Source organism: Paraburkholderia metrosideri, from assembly GCF_904848625.1.
Lineage (GTDB): Bacteria > Pseudomonadota > Gammaproteobacteria > Burkholderiales > Burkholderiaceae > Paraburkholderia > Paraburkholderia metrosideri.
The window spans coordinates 79179-97288 of the sequence record NZ_CAJHCP010000016.1 but is presented as its reverse complement, the minus strand read 5'-3'; the positions used below and the strand labels follow the sequence as shown (position 1 = coordinate 97288).

At 61.9% G+C, this 18110-nt stretch carries 16 protein-coding genes; 8 read left to right on the top strand and 8 right to left on the bottom strand.

The window, feature by feature from the left end; genetic code table 11:
* Positions 1 to 126: 126 nt before the first annotated feature.
* Complete coding sequence (gene ispH, locus LMG28727_RS29345) at positions 127 to 1086, bottom strand: 4-hydroxy-3-methylbut-2-enyl diphosphate reductase (protein ID WP_201645834.1); 960 nt, start codon at positions 1084 to 1086, stop codon at positions 127 to 129.
* A gap of 2 nt (positions 1087 to 1088) precedes the next feature.
* The gene (locus LMG28727_RS29340) at positions 1089 to 1544 is read right to left on the bottom strand and encodes an FKBP-type peptidyl-prolyl cis-trans isomerase (protein ID WP_201645833.1); all 456 of its coding nucleotides are present in this window, start codon (positions 1542 to 1544) and stop codon (positions 1089 to 1091) included.
* Positions 1545 to 1743: 199 nt separating this feature from the next.
* Between LMG28727_RS29340 and radC the strand changes: the two genes are divergently transcribed.
* The 4 genes from radC (at position 1744) to nadB (ending at position 5013) form a co-directional block, all read left to right on the top strand.
* Positions 1744 to 2526, top strand: coding sequence for a RadC family protein (gene radC / locus LMG28727_RS29335; RefSeq protein ID WP_201645832.1), 783 nt, complete (start codon positions 1744 to 1746; stop codon positions 2524 to 2526).
* A gap of 238 nt (positions 2527 to 2764) precedes the next feature.
* Positions 2765 to 2998, top strand: a complete 234-nt coding sequence (rpmB, locus tag LMG28727_RS29330; protein WP_064268656.1) for a 50S ribosomal protein L28 — start codon at positions 2765 to 2767, stop codon at positions 2996 to 2998.
* A gap of 10 nt (positions 2999 to 3008) precedes the next feature.
* Positions 3009 to 3176, top strand: coding sequence for a 50S ribosomal protein L33 (gene rpmG, locus LMG28727_RS29325; RefSeq protein ID WP_006050116.1), 168 nt, complete (start codon positions 3009 to 3011; stop codon positions 3174 to 3176).
* Positions 3177 to 3414: 238 nt separating this feature from the next.
* Positions 3415 to 5013 (top strand): L-aspartate oxidase, encoded by a 1599-nt coding sequence (gene nadB, locus LMG28727_RS29320; RefSeq protein WP_201645831.1) that lies wholly within the window; start codon positions 3415 to 3417, stop codon positions 5011 to 5013.
* Between the two features lie 95 nt (positions 5014 to 5108).
* Here the strand turns inward: nadB and nadC are convergent, their stop codons facing one another.
* The 6 genes from nadC to purN all read right to left on the bottom strand — a co-directional run bounded on the left by nadC (position 5109) and on the right by purN (position 12034).
* Positions 5109 to 6020 carry a carboxylating nicotinate-nucleotide diphosphorylase gene (gene nadC, locus LMG28727_RS29315; protein WP_201645888.1) on the bottom strand — a complete coding sequence of 304 codons (912 nt, stop codon included), beginning with the start codon at positions 6018 to 6020 and terminating at the stop codon, positions 5109 to 5111.
* Positions 6020 to 7159, bottom strand: a complete 1140-nt coding sequence (gene nadA, locus LMG28727_RS29310; RefSeq protein ID WP_201645830.1) for a quinolinate synthase NadA — start codon at positions 7157 to 7159, stop codon at positions 6020 to 6022. Before nadA ends, nadC begins: the two co-directional genes overlap by 1 nt.
* 131 nt (positions 7160 to 7290) lie before the next feature.
* A complete protein-coding gene (locus LMG28727_RS29305) occupies positions 7291 to 8487 on the bottom strand; it encodes a DesA family fatty acid desaturase (protein WP_201645829.1) in 1197 nt (398 codons plus the stop codon).
* Between the two features lie 202 nt (positions 8488 to 8689).
* Positions 8690 to 10045 carry a mechanosensitive ion channel family protein gene (locus tag LMG28727_RS29300; protein ID WP_201645828.1) on the bottom strand — a complete coding sequence of 452 codons (1356 nt, stop codon included), beginning with the start codon at positions 10043 to 10045 and terminating at the stop codon, positions 8690 to 8692.
* Positions 10046 to 10124: 79 nt separating this feature from the next.
* Entirely contained in the window at positions 10125 to 11384 is a 1260-nt protein-coding gene (locus LMG28727_RS29295; RefSeq protein ID WP_201645827.1) for an RsmB/NOP family class I SAM-dependent RNA methyltransferase, read from the bottom strand.
* Positions 11381 to 12034 (bottom strand): phosphoribosylglycinamide formyltransferase, encoded by a 654-nt coding sequence (gene purN / locus LMG28727_RS29290; RefSeq protein WP_201645826.1) that lies wholly within the window; start codon positions 12032 to 12034, stop codon positions 11381 to 11383. The genes LMG28727_RS29295 and purN overlap by 4 nt, the downstream gene beginning before the upstream one ends.
* A 117-nt stretch (positions 12035 to 12151) precedes the next feature.
* Between purN and LMG28727_RS29285 the strand changes: the two genes are divergently transcribed.
* The 4 genes from LMG28727_RS29285 (at position 12152) to coaBC (ending at position 18023) form a co-directional block, all read left to right on the top strand.
* Positions 12152 to 13147 carry a bifunctional riboflavin kinase/FAD synthetase gene (locus tag LMG28727_RS29285; RefSeq protein WP_201645825.1) on the top strand — a complete coding sequence of 332 codons (996 nt, stop codon included), beginning with the start codon at positions 12152 to 12154 and terminating at the stop codon, positions 13145 to 13147.
* Positions 13148 to 13317: 170 nt separating this feature from the next.
* Complete coding sequence (ileS, locus tag LMG28727_RS29280; protein ID WP_201645824.1) at positions 13318 to 16155, top strand: isoleucine--tRNA ligase; 2838 nt, start codon at positions 13318 to 13320, stop codon at positions 16153 to 16155.
* Between the two features lie 11 nt (positions 16156 to 16166).
* Entirely contained in the window at positions 16167 to 16673 is a 507-nt protein-coding gene (gene lspA / locus LMG28727_RS29275) for a signal peptidase II (RefSeq protein ID WP_407945882.1), read from the top strand.
* A gap of 135 nt (positions 16674 to 16808) precedes the next feature.
* A complete protein-coding gene (gene coaBC / locus LMG28727_RS29270; protein ID WP_201645822.1) occupies positions 16809 to 18023 on the top strand; it encodes a bifunctional phosphopantothenoylcysteine decarboxylase/phosphopantothenate--cysteine ligase CoaBC in 1215 nt (404 codons plus the stop codon).
* Positions 18024 to 18110 lie beyond the last annotated feature (87 nt).

The following is an 18110-nucleotide window of genomic DNA, read 5'->3' as shown; positions in this document are numbered from 1 at the left end:
AACCGGCATTGCCCGATGATCTGGCACTTTATTTATTGTGCGTTTGCCAAATTACGGACATAAAAAAAGCGCACCCTAAGGCGCGCTTTTCTTTCAGTTTCGTTAGCTGATTGTCAGGCGACAAACTCAGGCTGGGAGACCCAACCCGCGCGGCAACGGAAACGCGATGTTTTCTTCGATGCCTTCGAGCGCGCGAACATTGCGCACGCCCAGCTCACGCAAACGGGCGATCACTGCCTGCGCCAGCACCTCCGGCGCCGACGCGCCCGCGGTGACACCAATGCGGCGCTTGCCTTCGACCCAGACCGGATCGATCTGATCGGGCGAATCCACCATATAGGCAGGCACGCCGAGTTTTTCGGCCAGCTCGCGCAGACGGTTGGAGTTCGAGCTGTTCGGGCTGCCGACCACGATCACCACATCGCACTGCGGCGCCATGAACTTCACGGCGTCCTGGCGATTTTGCGTGGCGTAGCAGATGTCCTGCTTCTTCGGCTCGCGGATGGACGGGTATTTGGCTTTCAACGCACCGATGATCTGCGCGGCGTCGTCGACTGACAAGGTGGTTTGCGTGACGAACGCGATCCGCTCGGGGTCGGCCAGTTGCAAAGCCAGCACGTCTTCGATGTCTTCGACCAGATGCATGCCCTCGCCCGCCTGCCCCATGGTGCCCTCGACTTCCGGGTGACCTTTGTGGCCGATCATGACGATGTCGAAACCGTCCTGGCGCATCTTCGCGACTTCGATATGGACCTTGGTCACCAGCGGACACGTGGCGTCGTACACGCGCAGACCGCGCGATTCGGCTTCCGAACGCACCGCCTTCGACACGCCATGCGCGCTGAAAATCACCGTGTTGCCGGCCGGCACTTCTTCGAGCCGTTCGATAAAAATCGCGCCCTTCTTGCGCAGATCTTCGACCACGTATGCGTTATGGACGATTTCGTGGCGCACGTAGATAGGGGAACCATGCAGCTTGATGGCGCGCTCGACGATCTCGATAGCTCGATCGACGCCGGCGCAGAACCCGCGCGGCTGCGCCAGCAGGATCTCGGTTTCGGCAAGGGTCGTATCCGTGATGCTCATGTTTACAGAATCCCGATGATTTTCACTTCAAACGCCAGCGCCTGGCCGGCAAGCGGATGGTTGAAATCGAACAGCGCGGAGGTCTCGCCGACTTCTTTCAGCACGCCAGCGTAGCGGCCGCCACCCGGCGCGTTGAATTCGACCAGATCGCCCGGCGAAAAATCCTCTCCGATCATGCTGTTTTCGCGCAGCGTGGCCAGCGACACACGCTGGATCAGCTCCGGATTGCGCGGACCAAACGCCTGACCCGGCGCTAGCTGAAAGGTCGAATGGTGGCCGACCTTCAAACCCAGCAAAATGTCTTCCAGCGGCGGCGCCAGTTGACCGGCGCCGAGCAGCAGCGTAGCCGGCTTGTCGTTGAAGGTATTGATGACTTCGGCGCCATCGGCAAGGGAAAGCCGGTAGTGAAGCGTCACGTGTGAACCCGCTTTCACTTCGGAAATGTCGATGATGCTCATGCAATGCTCGCTCGGTCGAAGCGCGCTGCACGCGTGCGCCGCTGGCGCAGTCGACGCGTGTGGCAAACCGTCGGGGTGCCGTGCGCAAAGCGCCTATTGTAAGCCACATAGCGGGCGGCGGCTTGGGTCCGTCGCGCGCGTAGGGGCATGACCGCGGCATTGCGCGGCAGCCATGCCCAAAGCGGAGGAGTCTATATATATGCACGATCACGTCGGTACGATCGACGAAGCGCCGGTGGACGCGGTTTTTCCGCGGGCGTTACCGCCGCCACAACAGCCGCCGCCCCGGACGCCAAAGAAGGCATCCCTGCTACGCGGGAGATGGCTTAAAAACGACATGCCCCGCGAGCGCCTGATCAAGCAGGGGCCCGGCGTGCTGTCCGACGCCGAGATGATCGCGCTGATACTCGGCTCGGGCCTGCCTGATCGGGACGTTTTCAGCATCGCGCAGGCATTGCTCGACCGTTTTGGCTCGCTGCGCACCATGCTCGACGCGACTTACACGGATTTCGACGGCATCCGCGGCATGGGGCCGGCGAAAAAGGCGCAACTGCTCGCGATCATGGAAATGGCGCGCCGCTCGCTGGTCGACAAAATGCGCAAACGCACGCTGATGAATTCCCCTGAAGACGTCGAGAACTACCTTCGCCTGCTGATCGGCGGGCGTCCGCAAGAGGTTTTCGTTTCGCTTTTTCTCGACGCCCGGCATCGACTGATACGATGCGAGGAAAGCGCGCAGGGCACGCTCACGCGCATGGCGGTATATCCGCGCGAAATCGTGCGGCGCGCACTCTGCCTCAATGCAGCCAGCCTGATCGTCGCGCATAACCACCCTTCCGGCGCCGTGCAGCCCAGCGCGAGCGATTGCCGCCTGACGCACACGCTGCGCGACGCGCTCGCGTTGATCGACGTGCAGTTGGTCGATCATCTGGTGATCGGCGCCGACAACGTTTACTCGTTCGCCCGCGCCGGCTGGCCATGACAGAGGCCGAACCAGGGCCAGCGCTCGATATCGTCGTGTCCGGCATCGCAAATAAGGTTTGATTTTGCGGCTTTTTTTCCGCTATAATTCCGGTTTGCCTATTTCCAACCCCCTGTTCCGAAGCCATTAAGGCGTTCCGGAAAGGTCAAGCGTCTCTAGTTCTCACACTTAAGCGCGGCTCTTTTCGGGAAACTTTCACGGCGTTCGAACTCAGAATTAGCGTATTAGGAGTGCTCTCATGGCACGCGTATGCCAAGTAACTGGGAAAGCGCCGATGAGCGGCAACAACGTTTCCCACGCGAACAACAAAACCAAGCGCCGGTTCCTGCCGAACCTGCAAAGCCGCCGTATCTGGGTGGAAAGCGAAAACCGTTTCGTGCGTCTGCGCATTTCGAACGCCGGTCTGCGCTTGATCGACAAGAACGGTATCGACGCTGTGCTCGCAGATCTGCGCGCACGCGGTGAAGCCTAAGGAGTAAATCATGGCGAAAGGCGCACGCGACAAGATCAAGCTGGAATCGACCGCAGGCACGGGTCACTTCTACACGACGACGAAGAACAAACGCAACATGCCGGAAAAGATGCTGATCAAGAAATTTGATCCGGTCGTCCGTAAGCACGTTGACTACAAGGAAACCAAGATTAAATAATCTTGGTTTCAGCCGGACGAAGGCAAAAGTCACGGAAGAAAAGCCTCGCATTTATGCGAGGCTTTTTTGTTTTCTACAAGCGGTTCCGCTGCTTACGCGCCCCCTCCCCTCAACACTTCAACGGTCTTATCCCGTTCAGCCAGCTTTCGCTCGGACGTCGCGACGCGTATCCTTTCTCGTTTTAGCGGCGAGCACTCAGCACGCCGTCATGACAAAACGATAGACGGAGATGTAAGTAATGGAATTCGATGTGGCGATTGTCGGGAGCGGTTTGGCTGGCCTGAGCGTCGCGCTCAATCTCGCCGAGACACGACGGGTTGCGGTGGTCGCCAAGCGATCGATGAACGAAGGTGCGAGCGACTGGGCGCAAGGCGGCATCGCAGCAGTTTTGGACTCGGCAGACAGCATCGAAAATCACGTACGCGATACGCTGATTGCTGGCGGCGGTTTGTGTGACGAGGCGGCAACACGTTTCATCGTCGAGCACGGGCGCTCTGCAATTGAATGGCTAATCGAGCAAGGTGTCCCGTTCACCAAAGACGACGCCGCAGAACTGGGCTTTCATCTAACGCGCGAAGGTGGCCATAGTCACCGGCGGATCATTCATGCAGCAGACGCGACCGGCCACGCAGTGGTCACGACGCTCAGCGAGCGCGTGCGCCGCCATCCGAACATCACCCTGCTTGAAGATCACTACGCGATCGACCTCATTACGTCCGACCGCCTCGGCTTGCCTGGCCGACGCTGCCACGGTCTTTACGCACTCGACCTGCAGAGCGGACGCACCGTGACCATTGAGGCGCCGCATACCGTGCTCGCTACCGGGGGCGCCGGGAAGGTCTATCTCTACACCACGAATCCCGATACCGCGACGGGCGATGGCATCGCGATGGCCTGGCGGGCCGGATGCCGCGTATCGAACATGGAATTCATCCAGTTCCATCCCACCTGCCTGTTCCACCCGTACGCGGGGTCGTTCCTGATTTCGGAAGCAGTACGCGGTGAAGGCGGCATCCTGAAACTGCCCGACGGCACGCGTTTCATGCCGCAACACGACGAACGCGCCGAACTTGCGCCGCGCGACATCGTCGCGCGAGCAATCGACTTCGAGATCAAGAAGCGCGGCATCGATTGCGTGTACCTCGACATTAGCCATCAACCGCCCGAATTCTTGCGCGAACATTTCCCGACAATTCTCGCGCGCTGTCTGGAGTTCGGCATCGACATCACCAAAGAGCCAATCCCGGTCGTGCCGGCCGCGCACTATACGTGCGGCGGCGTGGTCACCGATCTGGCTGGGCGCACCGATCTTGCAGGTTTGTATGCCGTGGGCGAGACCTCATGCACCGGGTTGCACGGCGCGAATCGGCTGGCCAGCAACTCGCTGCTGGAATGCCTCGTGATTGGGCGCTCCGCTGCGCAGGCCATTGAACAGGAAGGCTTCAGCGCTGCCGTCCATGCGCCGCTGCCCGATTGGGACGAAAGTCGTGTGTCCGATCCGGACGAAGAAGTCGTGGTCGCCCACAACTGGGACGAACTGCGCCGGCTGATGTGGAATTACGTGGGTATCGTGCGTACCGACAAGCGGCTCGCGCGTGCGAAACATCGGCTTACACTGCTGCGGGACGAGATTCACGAGTATTACGCAAATTTCAAGGTGAGCCGCGATCTCCTTGAGTTACGCAATCTGGTCGACGTGGCGTCGCTGATTGTGGAAGGGGCGCGCTCGCGGCGCGAAAGCCGCGGCCTGCACTTCAGCCGCGACTGGCCCGCAACATTGCCCAAAGCGCTGCCGACGGTTCTGTCGCCGGAATACGTGCGCAATCGCAACGTATGAATGCGGTGAGTTTGAGCTAAAACAAAAGGCCATCGCCGAATGACTTCGCCGATGGCCTTTCTCATTGACGCTGATTGCCGTCTATAACCCGACGATCAGACGATCCGCATCGAGTAGTCCGTTGCTCGCACGTCTTTGGTCAGCGCGCCAATCGATACGCGATCAACACCCGTTTCCGCGATCGTGCGCACGGTGTCGAAGTTCACGCCACCAGACACTTCCAGCACCGCGCGCCCCGCCGTGATGCGAACCGCGTCGCGCATCGCTTCGAACGAAAAATTGTCCAGCAGAACGGATTGCGCGCGATGCGCCAGCGCGATTTCCAGTTGCTCTAGGGTCTCGACTTCAATCTGGATCGACACGCCCGCGTTCAATGCCAGGGCGGCCTCCATCGCCGCGCCCACGCCGCCAGCCGCCGCGATGTGGTTTTCCTTGATGAGAATGCCGTCGTACAGCGCGAGCCTCTGATTCGCCCCGCCGCCCACCCGAACCGCGTACTTCTGCGCGAGCCGCAAGCCGGGCAGCGTCTTGCGTGTATCAAGAACGCGGGTTTGCGTATGCGCGATTGCGTCGACATAACGGCGTGTTGCGCTCGCCACGCCCGACAACAGTTGCATGAAGTTCAGCGCGTTACGTTCAGCGGTCAGCAGCGCGCGCACCGGCCCGCGTAATTCGCAAACGGGCGTGTCCGCCGACATCCGGTCGCCTTCGCGGTAACGCCACTGCACGTCGATACGCGGATCGACCGCATGCATCACCGCGTTGAACCACGGCACGCCGCACAGCACAGCGTCCTCACGCACGATGATGCGTGCGGCGCGCACATCGTCGGCGGGGACGAGCCGGCCCGTCTGGTCGCCTGAACCGACATCTTCGGTCAGTGCATCAGCGACGTTGCGCGCTAACGCTGCGTCGAATGCCACGCCGTACTGCGCGTGAATCTCTGCGAACAGTGGCGAGACCGCGTCGAATTGATTGTGCACAACCGCTCCTTCAACTGCCCCCATCACGCTGCCCCCACGTTTGAATAAAGTTGCGCGTCGCGCGCGAGGTCGCCGCTTGCCTGCACGCGCTTCTTGTGGCGCGCCGCAAAATCCAGCATCCGGTCGATCGGCAGACGCGCGCGTTCGCCAATAGCACGATCGACGAAAATTTCGTTGTGGCCGCGCTCGAGTACGTCAGCCAGATTCGCCAGGCCGTTCATAGCCATCCACGGACAATGCGCGCAACTCTTGCACGTCGCACTGTTGCCGGCCGTCGGCGCCGCGATCAGCGTCTTGCCGGGCGCGGCAAGTTGCATCTTATGGAGAATGCCGAGATCGGTCGCGACGATGAAATGCGTAGCATCGAGTTTTTGCGCTGCGTCGATGAGTTGCGTGGTCGAGCCGACTACGTCTGCCTGCTCAACTACATTTGCCGGCGACTCCGGGTGCACCAACACTTTCGCGCCCGGATATTCGGCGCGCAGCAAGTCGAGCTCGATGCCTTTGAATTCGTCGTGCACGAGGCACGAGCCCTGCCATAGCAGCATGTCCGCGCCGGTCTTGTTCTGGATGTAACTGCCAAGATGCCGGTCCGGCGCCCAGATGATCTTTTCACCACGCGCATGCAGATCAGCGACAATTTCCAGTCCGATCGACGACGTCACCATCCAGTCCGCGCGCGCCTTGACTGCGGCACTCGTATTCGCATACACGACCACCGTGCGATCGGGGTGCGCGTCGCAGAAAGCCGAGAATTCATCCACGGGGCAGCCGAGATCGAGCGAGCAGGTCGCGTCGAGATCCGGCATGAGGATGCGTTTGTCCGGGCTCAGGATTTTCGCGGTCTCGCCCATGAAGCGCACGCCAGCCACCACTAGCGTTTGCGCAGAATGGTCGCGCCCGAAACGCGCCATTTCCAGCGAGTCGGCTACACAACCGCCGGTTTCGTCAGCCAGTTCCTGCAATTCTGCGTCGACATAATAGTGCGCGACGAGCACTGCTTTTTCGCGCTCGAGCAATGCGCGAATATGCGCCTTCAATGCCCGCTTTTCTTCCGCCGACGGCACGTCGGGCACCTTCGCCCACGCCTGCCCGACCCCGCAAGTCGTGCCTTGCGCTTGCGGCCGGTCGTACTCGACGGTCCTGATCGCCTGCTGATCCATGATCTCCTCTGCCTTCGCTCTGCCGCCGCGCACTGTCAATCGAAAGGTGTTGCAGTTTCCGCGGCCCAAAAAAGCAAAACCCCGCCAACGCGGGGTTTTGTGACGTAACGAAATTTTAATGGATTTCGCGATCAAGCATAGCGACGCAGTCGCGTAGCAAAGTCTTGCAGTGCCTTGATACCGCTTTGTTCAGCGCGGTGACACCAGTCTTGCAACTGAACCAGCAACTGGTCACGCGACGCATTCGAGCGCTCCCACATGGCCGCGAGCTCATTACGCATGTCGATGTAGGTCTTCAGCTTCTGGCTGTTCGCAAAGATTTGCGGCAACTGACGCTTCTGCGGCTCGTCCAGACCTGCTTCTTCCTTGTGGAACCAGCTTCGGGCACCGCGCATGACCAGATACTTTTCGCGCGCGCCGACTTCCTTCAGATGAGCCAGCTCCTGGCGATACGCACGCTTGAGCGCCTTACCGTAACGAGCCATGACTTCATACCGGTTGGCCAGCACGGCCTGCAACGTGTCCTGGTCGAGTACCAGCTTGCCGGTGGTCAGACGCGGCGTAGGCGCAACCTTCTTCACCTTGGCCAGACGGAACGCCGACATGATGCGGATGTACATCCAGCCGATATCGAACTCATACCACTTGTTCGACAGCTTGGCCGACGTCGCATACGTGTGGTGATTGTTATGCAGCTCTTCACCACCGATGATGATGCCCCACGGGAAGATGTTGGTGCTGGCATCCGTCGAGTTGAAGTTGCGGTAGCCCCAGAAGTGCGCGAGTCCGTTGACCACACCCGCGGCCCAGAACGGAATCCACACCATCTGCACGGCCCAGATCGTCAGGCCGACAACGCCGAACAGCGCGACGTTCAGCACCATCATCAGGCTCACGCCGAGAATCGGGTACTTAGTGTAGACGTTGCGTTCCATCCAGTCGTTCGGCGTGCCGTGGCTGAACTTGCGCATCGTTTCTTCGTTTTTCGCTTCAGTGCGATAGAGCTCCGCGCCTTCGAGCAGCACCTTCCAGATGCCGCGCGTTTGCGGGCTGTGCGGATCTTCTTCGGTCTCGCACTTGGCGTGGTGCTTACGGTGAATCGCAGCCCACTGGCCAGTCAGCATGCCGGTGGTCATCCACAGCCAGAAACGGAAAAAATGACTGACGACCGGGTGCAGCTCCAGCGCGCGATGCGCCTGGCAGCGGTGCAGATAGACCGTGACGCCAATAATAGTGATGTGTGTCACGACCAGCGTGTACACGACGAGTTGCCACCACGAGAAGTGCAACAGACCGTGGGCAAGGAAATCGAGCAAAGAATTCAACAAGGCAATTTACCTGTGGAACGAGAGACACGAGGCACGCGCAAAATACGCGTGTCAAGAAAGTGAAAGCATACAGCGGGATTGGACGATATTCTACTTGAAGCGTTCCAAGTGTTTGTAACAAATAGGGATTTTTTGTTCGGTATCAAGGGGATGGACGGTAGCGGAGCCAAATAAAGTCTCCGCTGCGGCCTGCCGACGCCTGTCAGGAGCCGCTGTCCGCCTGATTGGCCGCAGCAGCGGTCATTGTTACCGGCTGGAACGTCGCATCGCGCGCATTGCCGACAATTCGCACTTCGCGCTGCGCGAGGGGGATGGCGATGTCGTGTTCGGAAAACAGACGCCAGATATTGCGATTGACGCTCGAACGCACCCCGGACGTTCCGGTCGCTGCGTCCTCGATCCAGAAACCGAGTTCAAGGTTCACCCCATCCGGTCCGAAGCTGGCCAGGTAAGGGGTAGGCGCCGGCTCGCGCAATACGCGCGGCACGCCTTCGGCGGCCCGGGCCAGCAGGCCCATGGCCTGCTCGACATCGCTCGAATAGGCGACCTGAACTGCGAGCTTCGCGTAACCCCGCGTCAGATACGACGATTGATTCTGCACGACGTCCGTAATCAGTTTCTCGTTCGGAATCAACGTTTCGATGCCGTCCAGCCCGCGAACCACCGTATAACGCGTGCGGATCTGCGTGACCATGCCTTGCAAGCCGCTCACATTGATCGTGTCGCCGATCCGCAGCGAGCGGTCGAGCAGGATGATGAAGCCCGACACGTAGTTACTCGCGATCTTCTGCATGCCGAACCCGAGGCCGACACCCAGCGCACCGCCGAACACGCCAAGAACCGTGATATCGATCCCGACCAGCGACAGGCTGATCAGCACCGCTGCCAGCACGAAAGCCCCCCGGCCCACGCGCGCCACGACCACCTTCAGGTTGGCGTCGAGCGTGGTCGCTCGCATCAGACGCTCCTCGAACGCGGAGCCGAGCCACATCGCGACAATCATCGTGATGCCAACCCAAAGCAGGCCCGTGGTCATCGACAGCAACGTCATGTGCGCGTTGGCGATCCGGAAATGGACGCTCCCCATCCACGCGATCACGTCGTCCTGAATGCCCATCACGGTGAGCACCATGGCGACCCAAACAACCAGTGAGACGATCTTTTCAACGAGGAAGAGCCACGGGTGAACCTTTCCGTCGCGGCTAAAAACCCGCCGCGCGAAGAAAAATATGATGTAAATCAAGGCGATGCCGAACAGCGGCACCAGCGCGAGGTTCAGCAGCGCCGTGTGCATGAACTGGCCGGTGATGGCGCGCGCGAGCCAGACGAGCAGCGCGCCCAGCAGTGGAAACCACGCGCGGTTCAGGCTTTCCGCGCCAAAGCGCAAAGTCTGGTACCGCGTCTCACGACGCGCGTCCAGCGTACGTCGCACTGCACGCGCCAGCAGCCACGCCAAGCCGAGCGAGGCGAGAAGAATACCGACCTGCCACAACATTACGGCCTGGCCGAAGTCGTGCACAAGGTCGCCAAACATGTGAGAAAAGATGCGATCTTCCATGATGTCGCCGAAATCGGCGGCCCGCAGCGGATTCAGGAAACGAACCCGGCACGGGCCGGCAGACAGCTAAATGTGACGCTTAGCTCTGACGCTCGAGCACGGCGGCGAAGAAGCCGTCCGTGGCGTGGCGGTGCGGCCACAGCGACAGGTAGTCGCCCATTTCCAGATCGATACGCTGTTCAGCCAGCACGTCGCGCGCGGGCACCAGAGCGAAGTCCGGGTGCTCGGCGAGGAACTGCTGCACCACGCCTTCGTTTTCGGCTTCCAGAATCGAGCAGGTGGCGTAGACCAGACGGCCACCCTTCTTCACCAGACGCGCCGCGCTCTTCAGAATCGACGCCTGTTTCGGCGCGAGTTCCGCGACCGAATCCGGCGACTGACGCCACTTCAGGTCGGGATTGCGACGCAGCGTGCCCAAGCCGCTGCAAGGCGCGTCGACCAGCACGCGGTCGATCTTGCCCGCGAGGCGCTTGATCTTCGCGTCATGCTCGCTGTCGATCAATACCGGATTCACGTTCGACAGCCCGCTGCGCGCGAGGCGCGGCTTGAGCTTGGCGAGACGCCGCTCGGAGATGTCGAACGCATACAGACGACCAGTGGAACGCATTGCCGCGCCCAGCGCCAGCGTCTTGCCGCCTGCGCCCGCGCAGAAATCGACGATCATCTCGCCGCGCTTCGGCGCGACCAGCGAGCACAGCAACTGGCTGCCTTCGTCCTGCACTTCGAGCCAGCCGTGCTGGAACGCGTCGAGCTTGGTGAGCGGCGGCTTGCCGACCACGCGCACGCCGAACGGCGCAAACGGCGTCGCGCCAGCTTCGATACCGGCCTTCGACAGCGCGTTCAGCACGTCGTCGCGGCTTGCCTTGATCGGGTTCGCGCGCAGATCCAGCGGCGCCGGGTAGTTCAGCGCGGCGGCCAGTTGCGCGAGTTCGGCGGGTTCGAAACGCTGACTCAGCGCGTCGCTGATCCAGCCGGGCAGATTCAGGCGAATCCGCAGCGGCAGGCTCTCCGGGTCGATCATCGCGACGTGCTCGAGCCAGCGCGACTCGGCTTCGGTCACGAACGGCTTGAGCGCCGTGCGCCCGGCCGTCTGCATCAGACCCAGCAAGGCCATGCGGCGCGCCGGGCTGCCCGCGCCGCTTTCGGCGAGGTGAGCGAATTCCATCCGGCGACGCAGCACGGCGAAAACCGCCTCCGCGATGACACCACGTTCGCCATGCCCGAGCCTCGGGTGAGCGCGGAAAAAGCGGCTCGTCGTAGCGTCGGCGGGACCGTTCAGTTTTAGGACTTCAGCCAGCAAAGTCTCAGTTTGTCCAATCAAAAAACCATGTAATCTCATGCGCCCTCTCCGGCGGTGTGACCGGCAAAGAGCCATTGCGGCTCTGACGGCGTAAGCGTGACACGCAGGCCATCGAGAGCAAGACGCCCTTCGACGAACCAGCGCACCGCGCGTGGATAAATAATATGTTCGGTTGCCAGCACGCGTTCGGCGAGCGTGGCGGGGGTGTCGCCGGCGACCACGGGGACGGCCGCCTGCGCGACGATCGGCCCGTGATCCAGCTGCGACGTGACAAAATGCACGGACGCGCCGTGCAGGCGCACGCCCGCGTCGAGCGCCTGCTGATGGGTTTTCAGGCCCGGAAAGCTCGGCAGCAGCGACGGATGCACGTTCAGCATGCGCCCGGCGTAGTGATCGACGAAACTGCCGGTGAGCACGCGCATGAAGCCCGCGAGCACCACCAGATCCGGCGCGAAAGCGTCGATTTGTTCGGCCAGCGCAGCGTCGAAGCTGTCGCGGTCGGGAAACTGGCGGTGGTCGACCACCGCCGTCGCAATACCGTGCGACGCCGCGAACGCAAGGCCCGCGGCATCAGGACGGTTGGCAATCACGGCGGCGATTTGCGCCGGCCAGCCTTCGTTCGAGCAGGCCCGAACGATCGCTTCCATGTTGCTTCCCCGTCCGGAAATCAGGATGACGAGTTTTTTCATTCGCGGATTTTATCATTCAGCAACACCTAAACCGCGACGCGCGAGCCGTCTGTTGCGTTGAGCGTTTATAATCGTTTGTTTTGCGGCACCTCAGCCGCCCTACTCCAACCCGCTATCGTGAGAGTCTTCCGCGGTCTTCCCAATGCCGAAAGCCGTGCGCCCTGCGCACTGACCATCGGCAACTTCGACGGTGTCCACCGCGGCCATCAGGCTCTGCTCGCCCATGTGCGCGCAGCAGCGGATGCGCGCGGCCTGCCCGTCTGCGTGATGACCTTCGAGCCGCACCCGCGCGAGTTCTTCAATCCGGCCGGCGCGCCGCCGCGCATCGCGTTGCTGCGCGACAAGCTGGAAGCGTTGCGCGCCAACGGCGTCGATCGGGTGGTGGTCGAGCATTTCAATCACACTTTTGCCAGCCAGTCGCCGGACACGTTCGTCGAGCGGATCATCGTCAACGGGCTGCATGCGCGCTGGGTGATGATCGGCGACGACTTCCGTTACGGTGCGAAGCGCGCCGGCGACTTCGCGTCGCTGAAGGCAGCGGGCCAGCAATACGGTTTCGAAGTCGAGCAGATGGCCACGGTGGCCGATCCGTCGGGTGCGCGCATTTCCAGCTCCGGCGTACGCGCCGCGCTGGTGGCGGGCGACCTCGACGCGGCACGCTCGGCATTGGGCCGCGACTATCTGATCAGCGGCCACGTCGTGCATGGCATGAAGCTCGGCCGCGACCTCGGTTTCCCCACGCTCAATCTGGCGATCGCGCACAAGCGTCCGGCGCTCGCAGGCATTTTCGTCGTGCGCGTGCATGGCGTGGCCGACGAACCGCTGCCGGGTGTCGCGAGCCTCGGTCTGCGTCCCACCGTCGACGACTCCGGCCGCGTGTTGCTCGAAGTGCACCTGCTCGACTGGCACGGCGACGCGTATGGCAAACTCGTGCGCGTCGAATTCCTGAAGAAGCTGCGCGACGAGGAAAAGTATGTCGACCTCGAAACGCTGACCAAAGCCATCGCGCGTGACGTTGCCAATGCGCGCGCGTGGTTCGCGGCCGTCGGCGCCGGCACGCCGGGCAGCCGTTCCACCGGTTTCGCCACCTCGGCTACCGACCGAATTAGATAGCCGGCGCGGTCCAGGCGTGCGTGCTGAGCGCCGCACGGACCGTCGCTGCGCGCATCGAAAGGCGTCCGTGGATCACGACATGCCTGCCGGGCGCGCCCAACAACGCCCTCGCGCATCGTGCGCAACCCCGCGCGTTGCTGCGCATAGAACGAATTCACCGCGACCACATCATGAGCAACAAGAAAGCCGATTCGAAACCGCAGTCACGCTACCCGGTGAACCTGCTCGACACGCCGTTCCCGATGCGCGGCGACCTGCCCAAGCGCGAGCCGCAATGGGTCAAGGAATGGCAGGAACGCAAGATCTACGAAAAGATCCGCGCCGCCAGCAAAGGCCGTAAGAAGTTCATCCTGCACGACGGCCCTCCGTACGCCAACGGTGACATCCACCTCGGCCACGCGGTGAACAAGATTCTGAAGGACATGATCGTCAAGGCGCGCAACCTGGCGGGCTTCGACGCGGTCTACGTGCCGGGCTGGGATTGCCACGGCATGCCGATCGAAATCCAGATCGAAAAGCAGTTCGGCAAGTCGCTGCCCGCCGCGGAAGTGATGCAGAAGGCGCGCGCCTACGCGACCGAGCAGATCGAGAAGCAGAAGGTCGGCTTCCGCCGTCTGGGCGTGCTCGGCGACTGGGACAACCCGTACAAGACGATGAACTTCACGAACGAGGCCGGTGAAATCCGCGCGCTCGCGAAGATCATGGAAAAGGGCTACGTGTTCCGCGGCCTGAAGCCGGTCAACTGGTGTTTCGACTGTGGCTCGGCGTTGGCTGAAGCGGAAGTCGAGTACAAGGACAAAACCGATCCGACCATCGACGTGCTGTTCAGCTTCGCCGAGCCGGAAAAGACCGCGCAGGCGTTCGGCCTGGCTGCACTGCCGCGCAACGAAGGCGGCATCGTAATCTGGACCACCACCCCGTGGACCATCCCCGCGAACCAGGCGCTGAACCTGCATCCGGAAATCGTCTACGCGCTGGTCGATACGCCGCGCGGTCTGCTGATTCTGGCTCAGGAGCGCGTCGAGGCGTGTCTTAAGCAGTACAAGCTCGAAGGCTCGATCATCGCGACCACCACGGGCGAGAAGCTGGTCAACCTGCGCTTCAATCATCCTTTGGCGTCCGCGCATCCGTCGTACAAGCGCACCTCGCCGGTCTATCTCGGCGATTACGTGACGACCGACTCGGGTACCGGTGTCGTCCACTCGTCGCCTGCGTACGGCGTGGAAGACTTCGTGTCGTGCAAGGCGCACGGCATGTCCGACTCCGACATCATCAATCCGGTGATGGGCGACGGCCGCTACATCGAATCGCTCGCGCTGTTCGGTGGCCTGTCGATCTGGGCCGCGAATCCGCAGATCGTCGAAGCGCTGCAAAACGCCGGCTCGCTGATGCACACCGAGAAGTACACGCACAGCTACATGCACTGCTGGCGCCACAAGACGCCGATCATCTACCGCGCGACGTCGCAGTGGTTCGCCGGCATGGACGTGAAGCCGAACGACAGCGACAAGACCCTGCGCGAAACCGCGCTCGAAGGAATCGAAAACACCGCGTTCTATCCGGCGTGGGGCAAGCAGCGCCTCTTTAGCATGATCGCCAATCGCCCGGACTGGACGCTGTCGCGTCAACGTCAATGGGGCGTGCCGATGGCGTTCTTCGTGCATAAGGAAACCGGCGAACTGCATCCGCGTACGCCGGAATTGCTCGAAGAAGTCGCGCAACGGGTCGAGAAGGCCGGTATCGAAGCATGGCAATCGCTCGATCCGCGCGAGTTGCTCGGCGACGACGCGAACCTGTACGAAAAGAATCGCGACACGCTCGACGTGTGGTTCGATTCGGGCACCACGCACTGGCACGTGCTGCGCGGCTCGCACAAAGACGAACTGCAATTCCCGGCCGACCTGTACCTGGAAGGCTCGGACCAGCATCGCGGCTGGTTCCACTCGTCGCTGCTGACCGCGTCGATGCTCGACGGCCGCCCGCCGTACAACGCGCTTCTGACGCACGGCTTCACCGTCGACGGCGAAGGCCGCAAGATGAGCAAGTCGCTCGGCAACGGTATCGATCCGCATGAAGTGGCAAACCGGCTCGGCGCGGAAATCATCCGACTGTGGATCGCGTCGACCGATTACTCGGGCGAACTCGCGATCTCCGAAGAAATCCTGAAGCGCGTGACGGAAGGCTATCGCCGGATCCGCAACACGCTGCGCTTCCTGATGGCGAACCTGTCGGACTTCGACTTCGCGCAACACGCGCGTCCGGTTGAAGACTGGCTCGAGATCGACCGCTATGCAGTGGCGTTGTCGGCGAATCTGCAGAACGACATCCTCACGCACTACGACAAATACGAGTTCCACCCGGTGGTCGCAAAGCTGCAGACGTTCTGCTCGGAAGACCTCGGCGGCTTCTACCTGGACGTGCTGAAGGACCGCCTGTACACCACGGCGGCCGACTCGGTTGCGCGCCGCTCGGCACAGACAGCGCTGTATCACATCGCGCACGGTCTGCTGCGTCTGATGGCGCCGTTCCTGTCGTTCACCGCCGAAGAAGCGTGGAAGGTGTTCCAGCCGGACAGCGAAACCATCTTCACCGAGACGTACCACGCGTTCCCGGCCGTGCCGGACGCCGGCGAACTGCTCGACAAGTGGACACTGTTGCGCGCGGCACGCAGCGACGTGACGAAGGCGCTGGAAGAAGCGCGCGTCGCAAACCTGATCGGCTCGTCGTTGCAGGCCGAAGTCGAAATCCGCGCGAGCGGCGCGCGTTACGATGCGCTCGCGAGCCTCGCCGACGACCTGAAGTTCGTGCTGATCACGTCGGCGGCGAACGTCGTGAAGGTCGACAGCGAAGCGGAAGAAAGCGTCGAAGTGATCGCGTCGAAGTATCTGAAGTGCGAGCGCTGCTGGCACTATCGCGCGGATGTCGGCGCGAACGCGGAACACCCGACGCTGTGCGGCCGCTGCTTCAGCAATCTGTTCGGAAATGGTGAAACGAGGAGCGCGGCATAATGGCGAGAACCATGTCGAAAAGCCCGTCGAAAACGTCTGCAGCAAGCAGTTCGCTGGCACCCTGGCTGGGCATCGCGCTCATCGTCATCCTGTTCGATCAGTTGACGAAAATCGCGGTCCAGAAGGTGTTCGCGTACGGTGTTCCGCACGAGGTCACGCCGTTTTTCAACCTGATCCTCGTGTACAACCGTGGCGCGGCGTTCAGCTTCCTCGCGATGGCGGGCGGCTGGCAGCGTTGGGCATTCACCGCGCTCGGCGTGGTGGCCGCGATCGTGATCTGCTATCTGCTTAAGCGTCATAGTGGGCAGAGAATGTTCTGCACGGCGTTGTCGCTGATTCTCGGCGGCGCGCTCGGCAACGTGATCGACCGGCTTGCGTATGGCCACGTAATCGACTTTCTCGATTTCCACCTGCGCGGCTCGCACTGGCCGGCATTCAATCTCGCCGACAGCGCGATCACGATCGGCGCGATTCTGCTGGTGCTCGACGAATTGCGGCGCGTACGCGGCTCACGCTAACGCCGTCGGCTTAGGCGCGGCGCCTTGCTGGCGCCGCTCGCCTGAGCTCTGGTTTGAAAAATGCAGCGCGGTGTGGGGTGCACAACATCTGTAGCTCGCCCCGCTGCCCGCCACCACGCTTTGTCGGAGGCTTTGTTGGCAACCGCAGAACTCGCAGGAAAACACCTCGTCCTCGGCATGACGGGCGGGATCGCCTGCTACAAGATCGCCGAACTCACGCGCCTCTTGACCAAGGCCGGCGCGACGGTCCAGGTCGTCATGACCGAAGCGGCCACGCAGTTCATCACTCCCGTCACCATGCAGGCGCTCTCGGGCCGTCCGGTCTACACGAGCCAGTGGGACGGACGCGTGCCGAACAACATGGCGCATATCGATCTGTCGCGTGAAGCCGACGCGATCGTGATCGCGCCCGCCTCCACCGACTTCCTCGCCAAACTCGCGCACGGCATGGCCGACGATCTGCTGTCGACGTTATGCGTTGCGCGTGATTGCCCGCTGCTCGTCGTTCCGGCGATGAACCGTCAGATGTGGCAGAACCCGGCGACACAGCGCAACGTGACGCAATTGCGCGCGGATGGAATCGAAGTGCTGGGCCCCGACTCGGGTCCGCAAGCGTGCGGCGAAATTGGCGACGGCCGGATGCTCGAAGCGGCAGCGACCTTCGAAGCAATCGCGTCGTTCTTCTCGCCAAAGTTTCTGTCCGGCAAACGTGTGTTGCTGACTGCAGGTCCGACTTTCGAACCGCTCGATCCGGTGCGCGGCATTACCAATCGCTCCAGCGGCAAGATGGGTTTTGCATTGGCACGCGCCGCCCAACAGGCTGGCGCCGACGTGCATCTGGTCGCCGGTCCCGTCGCGCTGGAAACACCGTGGGGCGTGTTCCGCGAGGACGTGCAAACCGCGCAGCAGATGCACGATGCGGTAATGCGCTCGGTGGCCGACGCTGACATTTTCATCGGCGTGGCCGCGGTGGCCGACTGGCGAGTCGATCACGTCAGCGAGCACAAGATCAAGAAGGCCGCCGACCGCACGTTGCCGACGTTCTCGTTCGTCGAGAATCCCGACATTCTGGCGTCGGTCGCGAAACTGCCGCATCCGCCGTTCGCGGTCGGCTTTGCAGCGGAAAGCGGCGACCTCGAAGTCCACGGCGAAGAAAAGCGTGTCCGTAAAAACGTGCCGCTGCTGATCGGCAATCTCGGCCCGCTGACCTTCGGTCTCGACGACAACGAAGTGATTCTGTTCGAAGCAGCCGGTGCCACGAAGCTGCCGCGTGCCGACAAGCAGACGCTCGCGCGCGCATTGATCGCGGAAATTGCGAAGCGTCTGCCCGACACGAGTCTGATTCGCTGAAGCCGAAACGTGCGCCGCGCGCACGCGCGCTGACACACTCAGCGCGCGTCACATGGCCAGTGAATTGAATCCTCAGGAGCCGTACTG

Coding starts and splice junctions, on each gene's coding strand:
- ileS (WP_201645824.1), top strand. CDS start 13,318: ATGAGCAACAAGAAAGCCGATTCGAAACCGCAGTCACGCTACCCGGTG.
- radC (WP_201645832.1), top strand. CDS start 1,744: ATGCACGATCACGTCGGTACGATCGACGAAGCGCCGGTGGACGCGGTT.
- rpmG (WP_006050116.1), top strand. CDS start 3,009: ATGGCGAAAGGCGCACGCGACAAGATCAAGCTGGAATCGACCGCAGGC.
- nadA (WP_201645830.1), bottom strand. CDS start 7,159: ATGGATCAGCAGGCGATCAGGACCGTCGAGTACGACCGGCCGCAAGCG.
- rpmB (WP_064268656.1), top strand. CDS start 2,765: ATGGCACGCGTATGCCAAGTAACTGGGAAAGCGCCGATGAGCGGCAAC.
- LMG28727_RS29300 (WP_201645828.1), bottom strand. CDS start 10,045: ATGGAAGATCGCATCTTTTCTCACATGTTTGGCGACCTTGTGCACGAC.
- LMG28727_RS29295 (WP_201645827.1), bottom strand. CDS start 11,384: ATGAGATTACATGGTTTTTTGATTGGACAAACTGAGACTTTGCTGGCT.
- LMG28727_RS29340 (WP_201645833.1), bottom strand. CDS start 1,544: ATGAGCATCATCGACATTTCCGAAGTGAAAGCGGGTTCACACGTGACG.
- ispH (WP_201645834.1), bottom strand. CDS start 1,086: ATGAGCATCACGGATACGACCCTTGCCGAAACCGAGATCCTGCTGGCG.
- purN (WP_201645826.1), bottom strand. CDS start 12,034: ATGAAAAAACTCGTCATCCTGATTTCCGGACGGGGAAGCAACATGGAA.
- nadB (WP_201645831.1), top strand. CDS start 3,415: ATGGAATTCGATGTGGCGATTGTCGGGAGCGGTTTGGCTGGCCTGAGC.
- nadC (WP_201645888.1), bottom strand. CDS start 6,020: ATGGGGGCAGTTGAAGGAGCGGTTGTGCACAATCAATTCGACGCGGTC.
- lspA (WP_407945882.1), top strand. CDS start 16,167: ATGTCGAAAAGCCCGTCGAAAACGTCTGCAGCAAGCAGTTCGCTGGCA.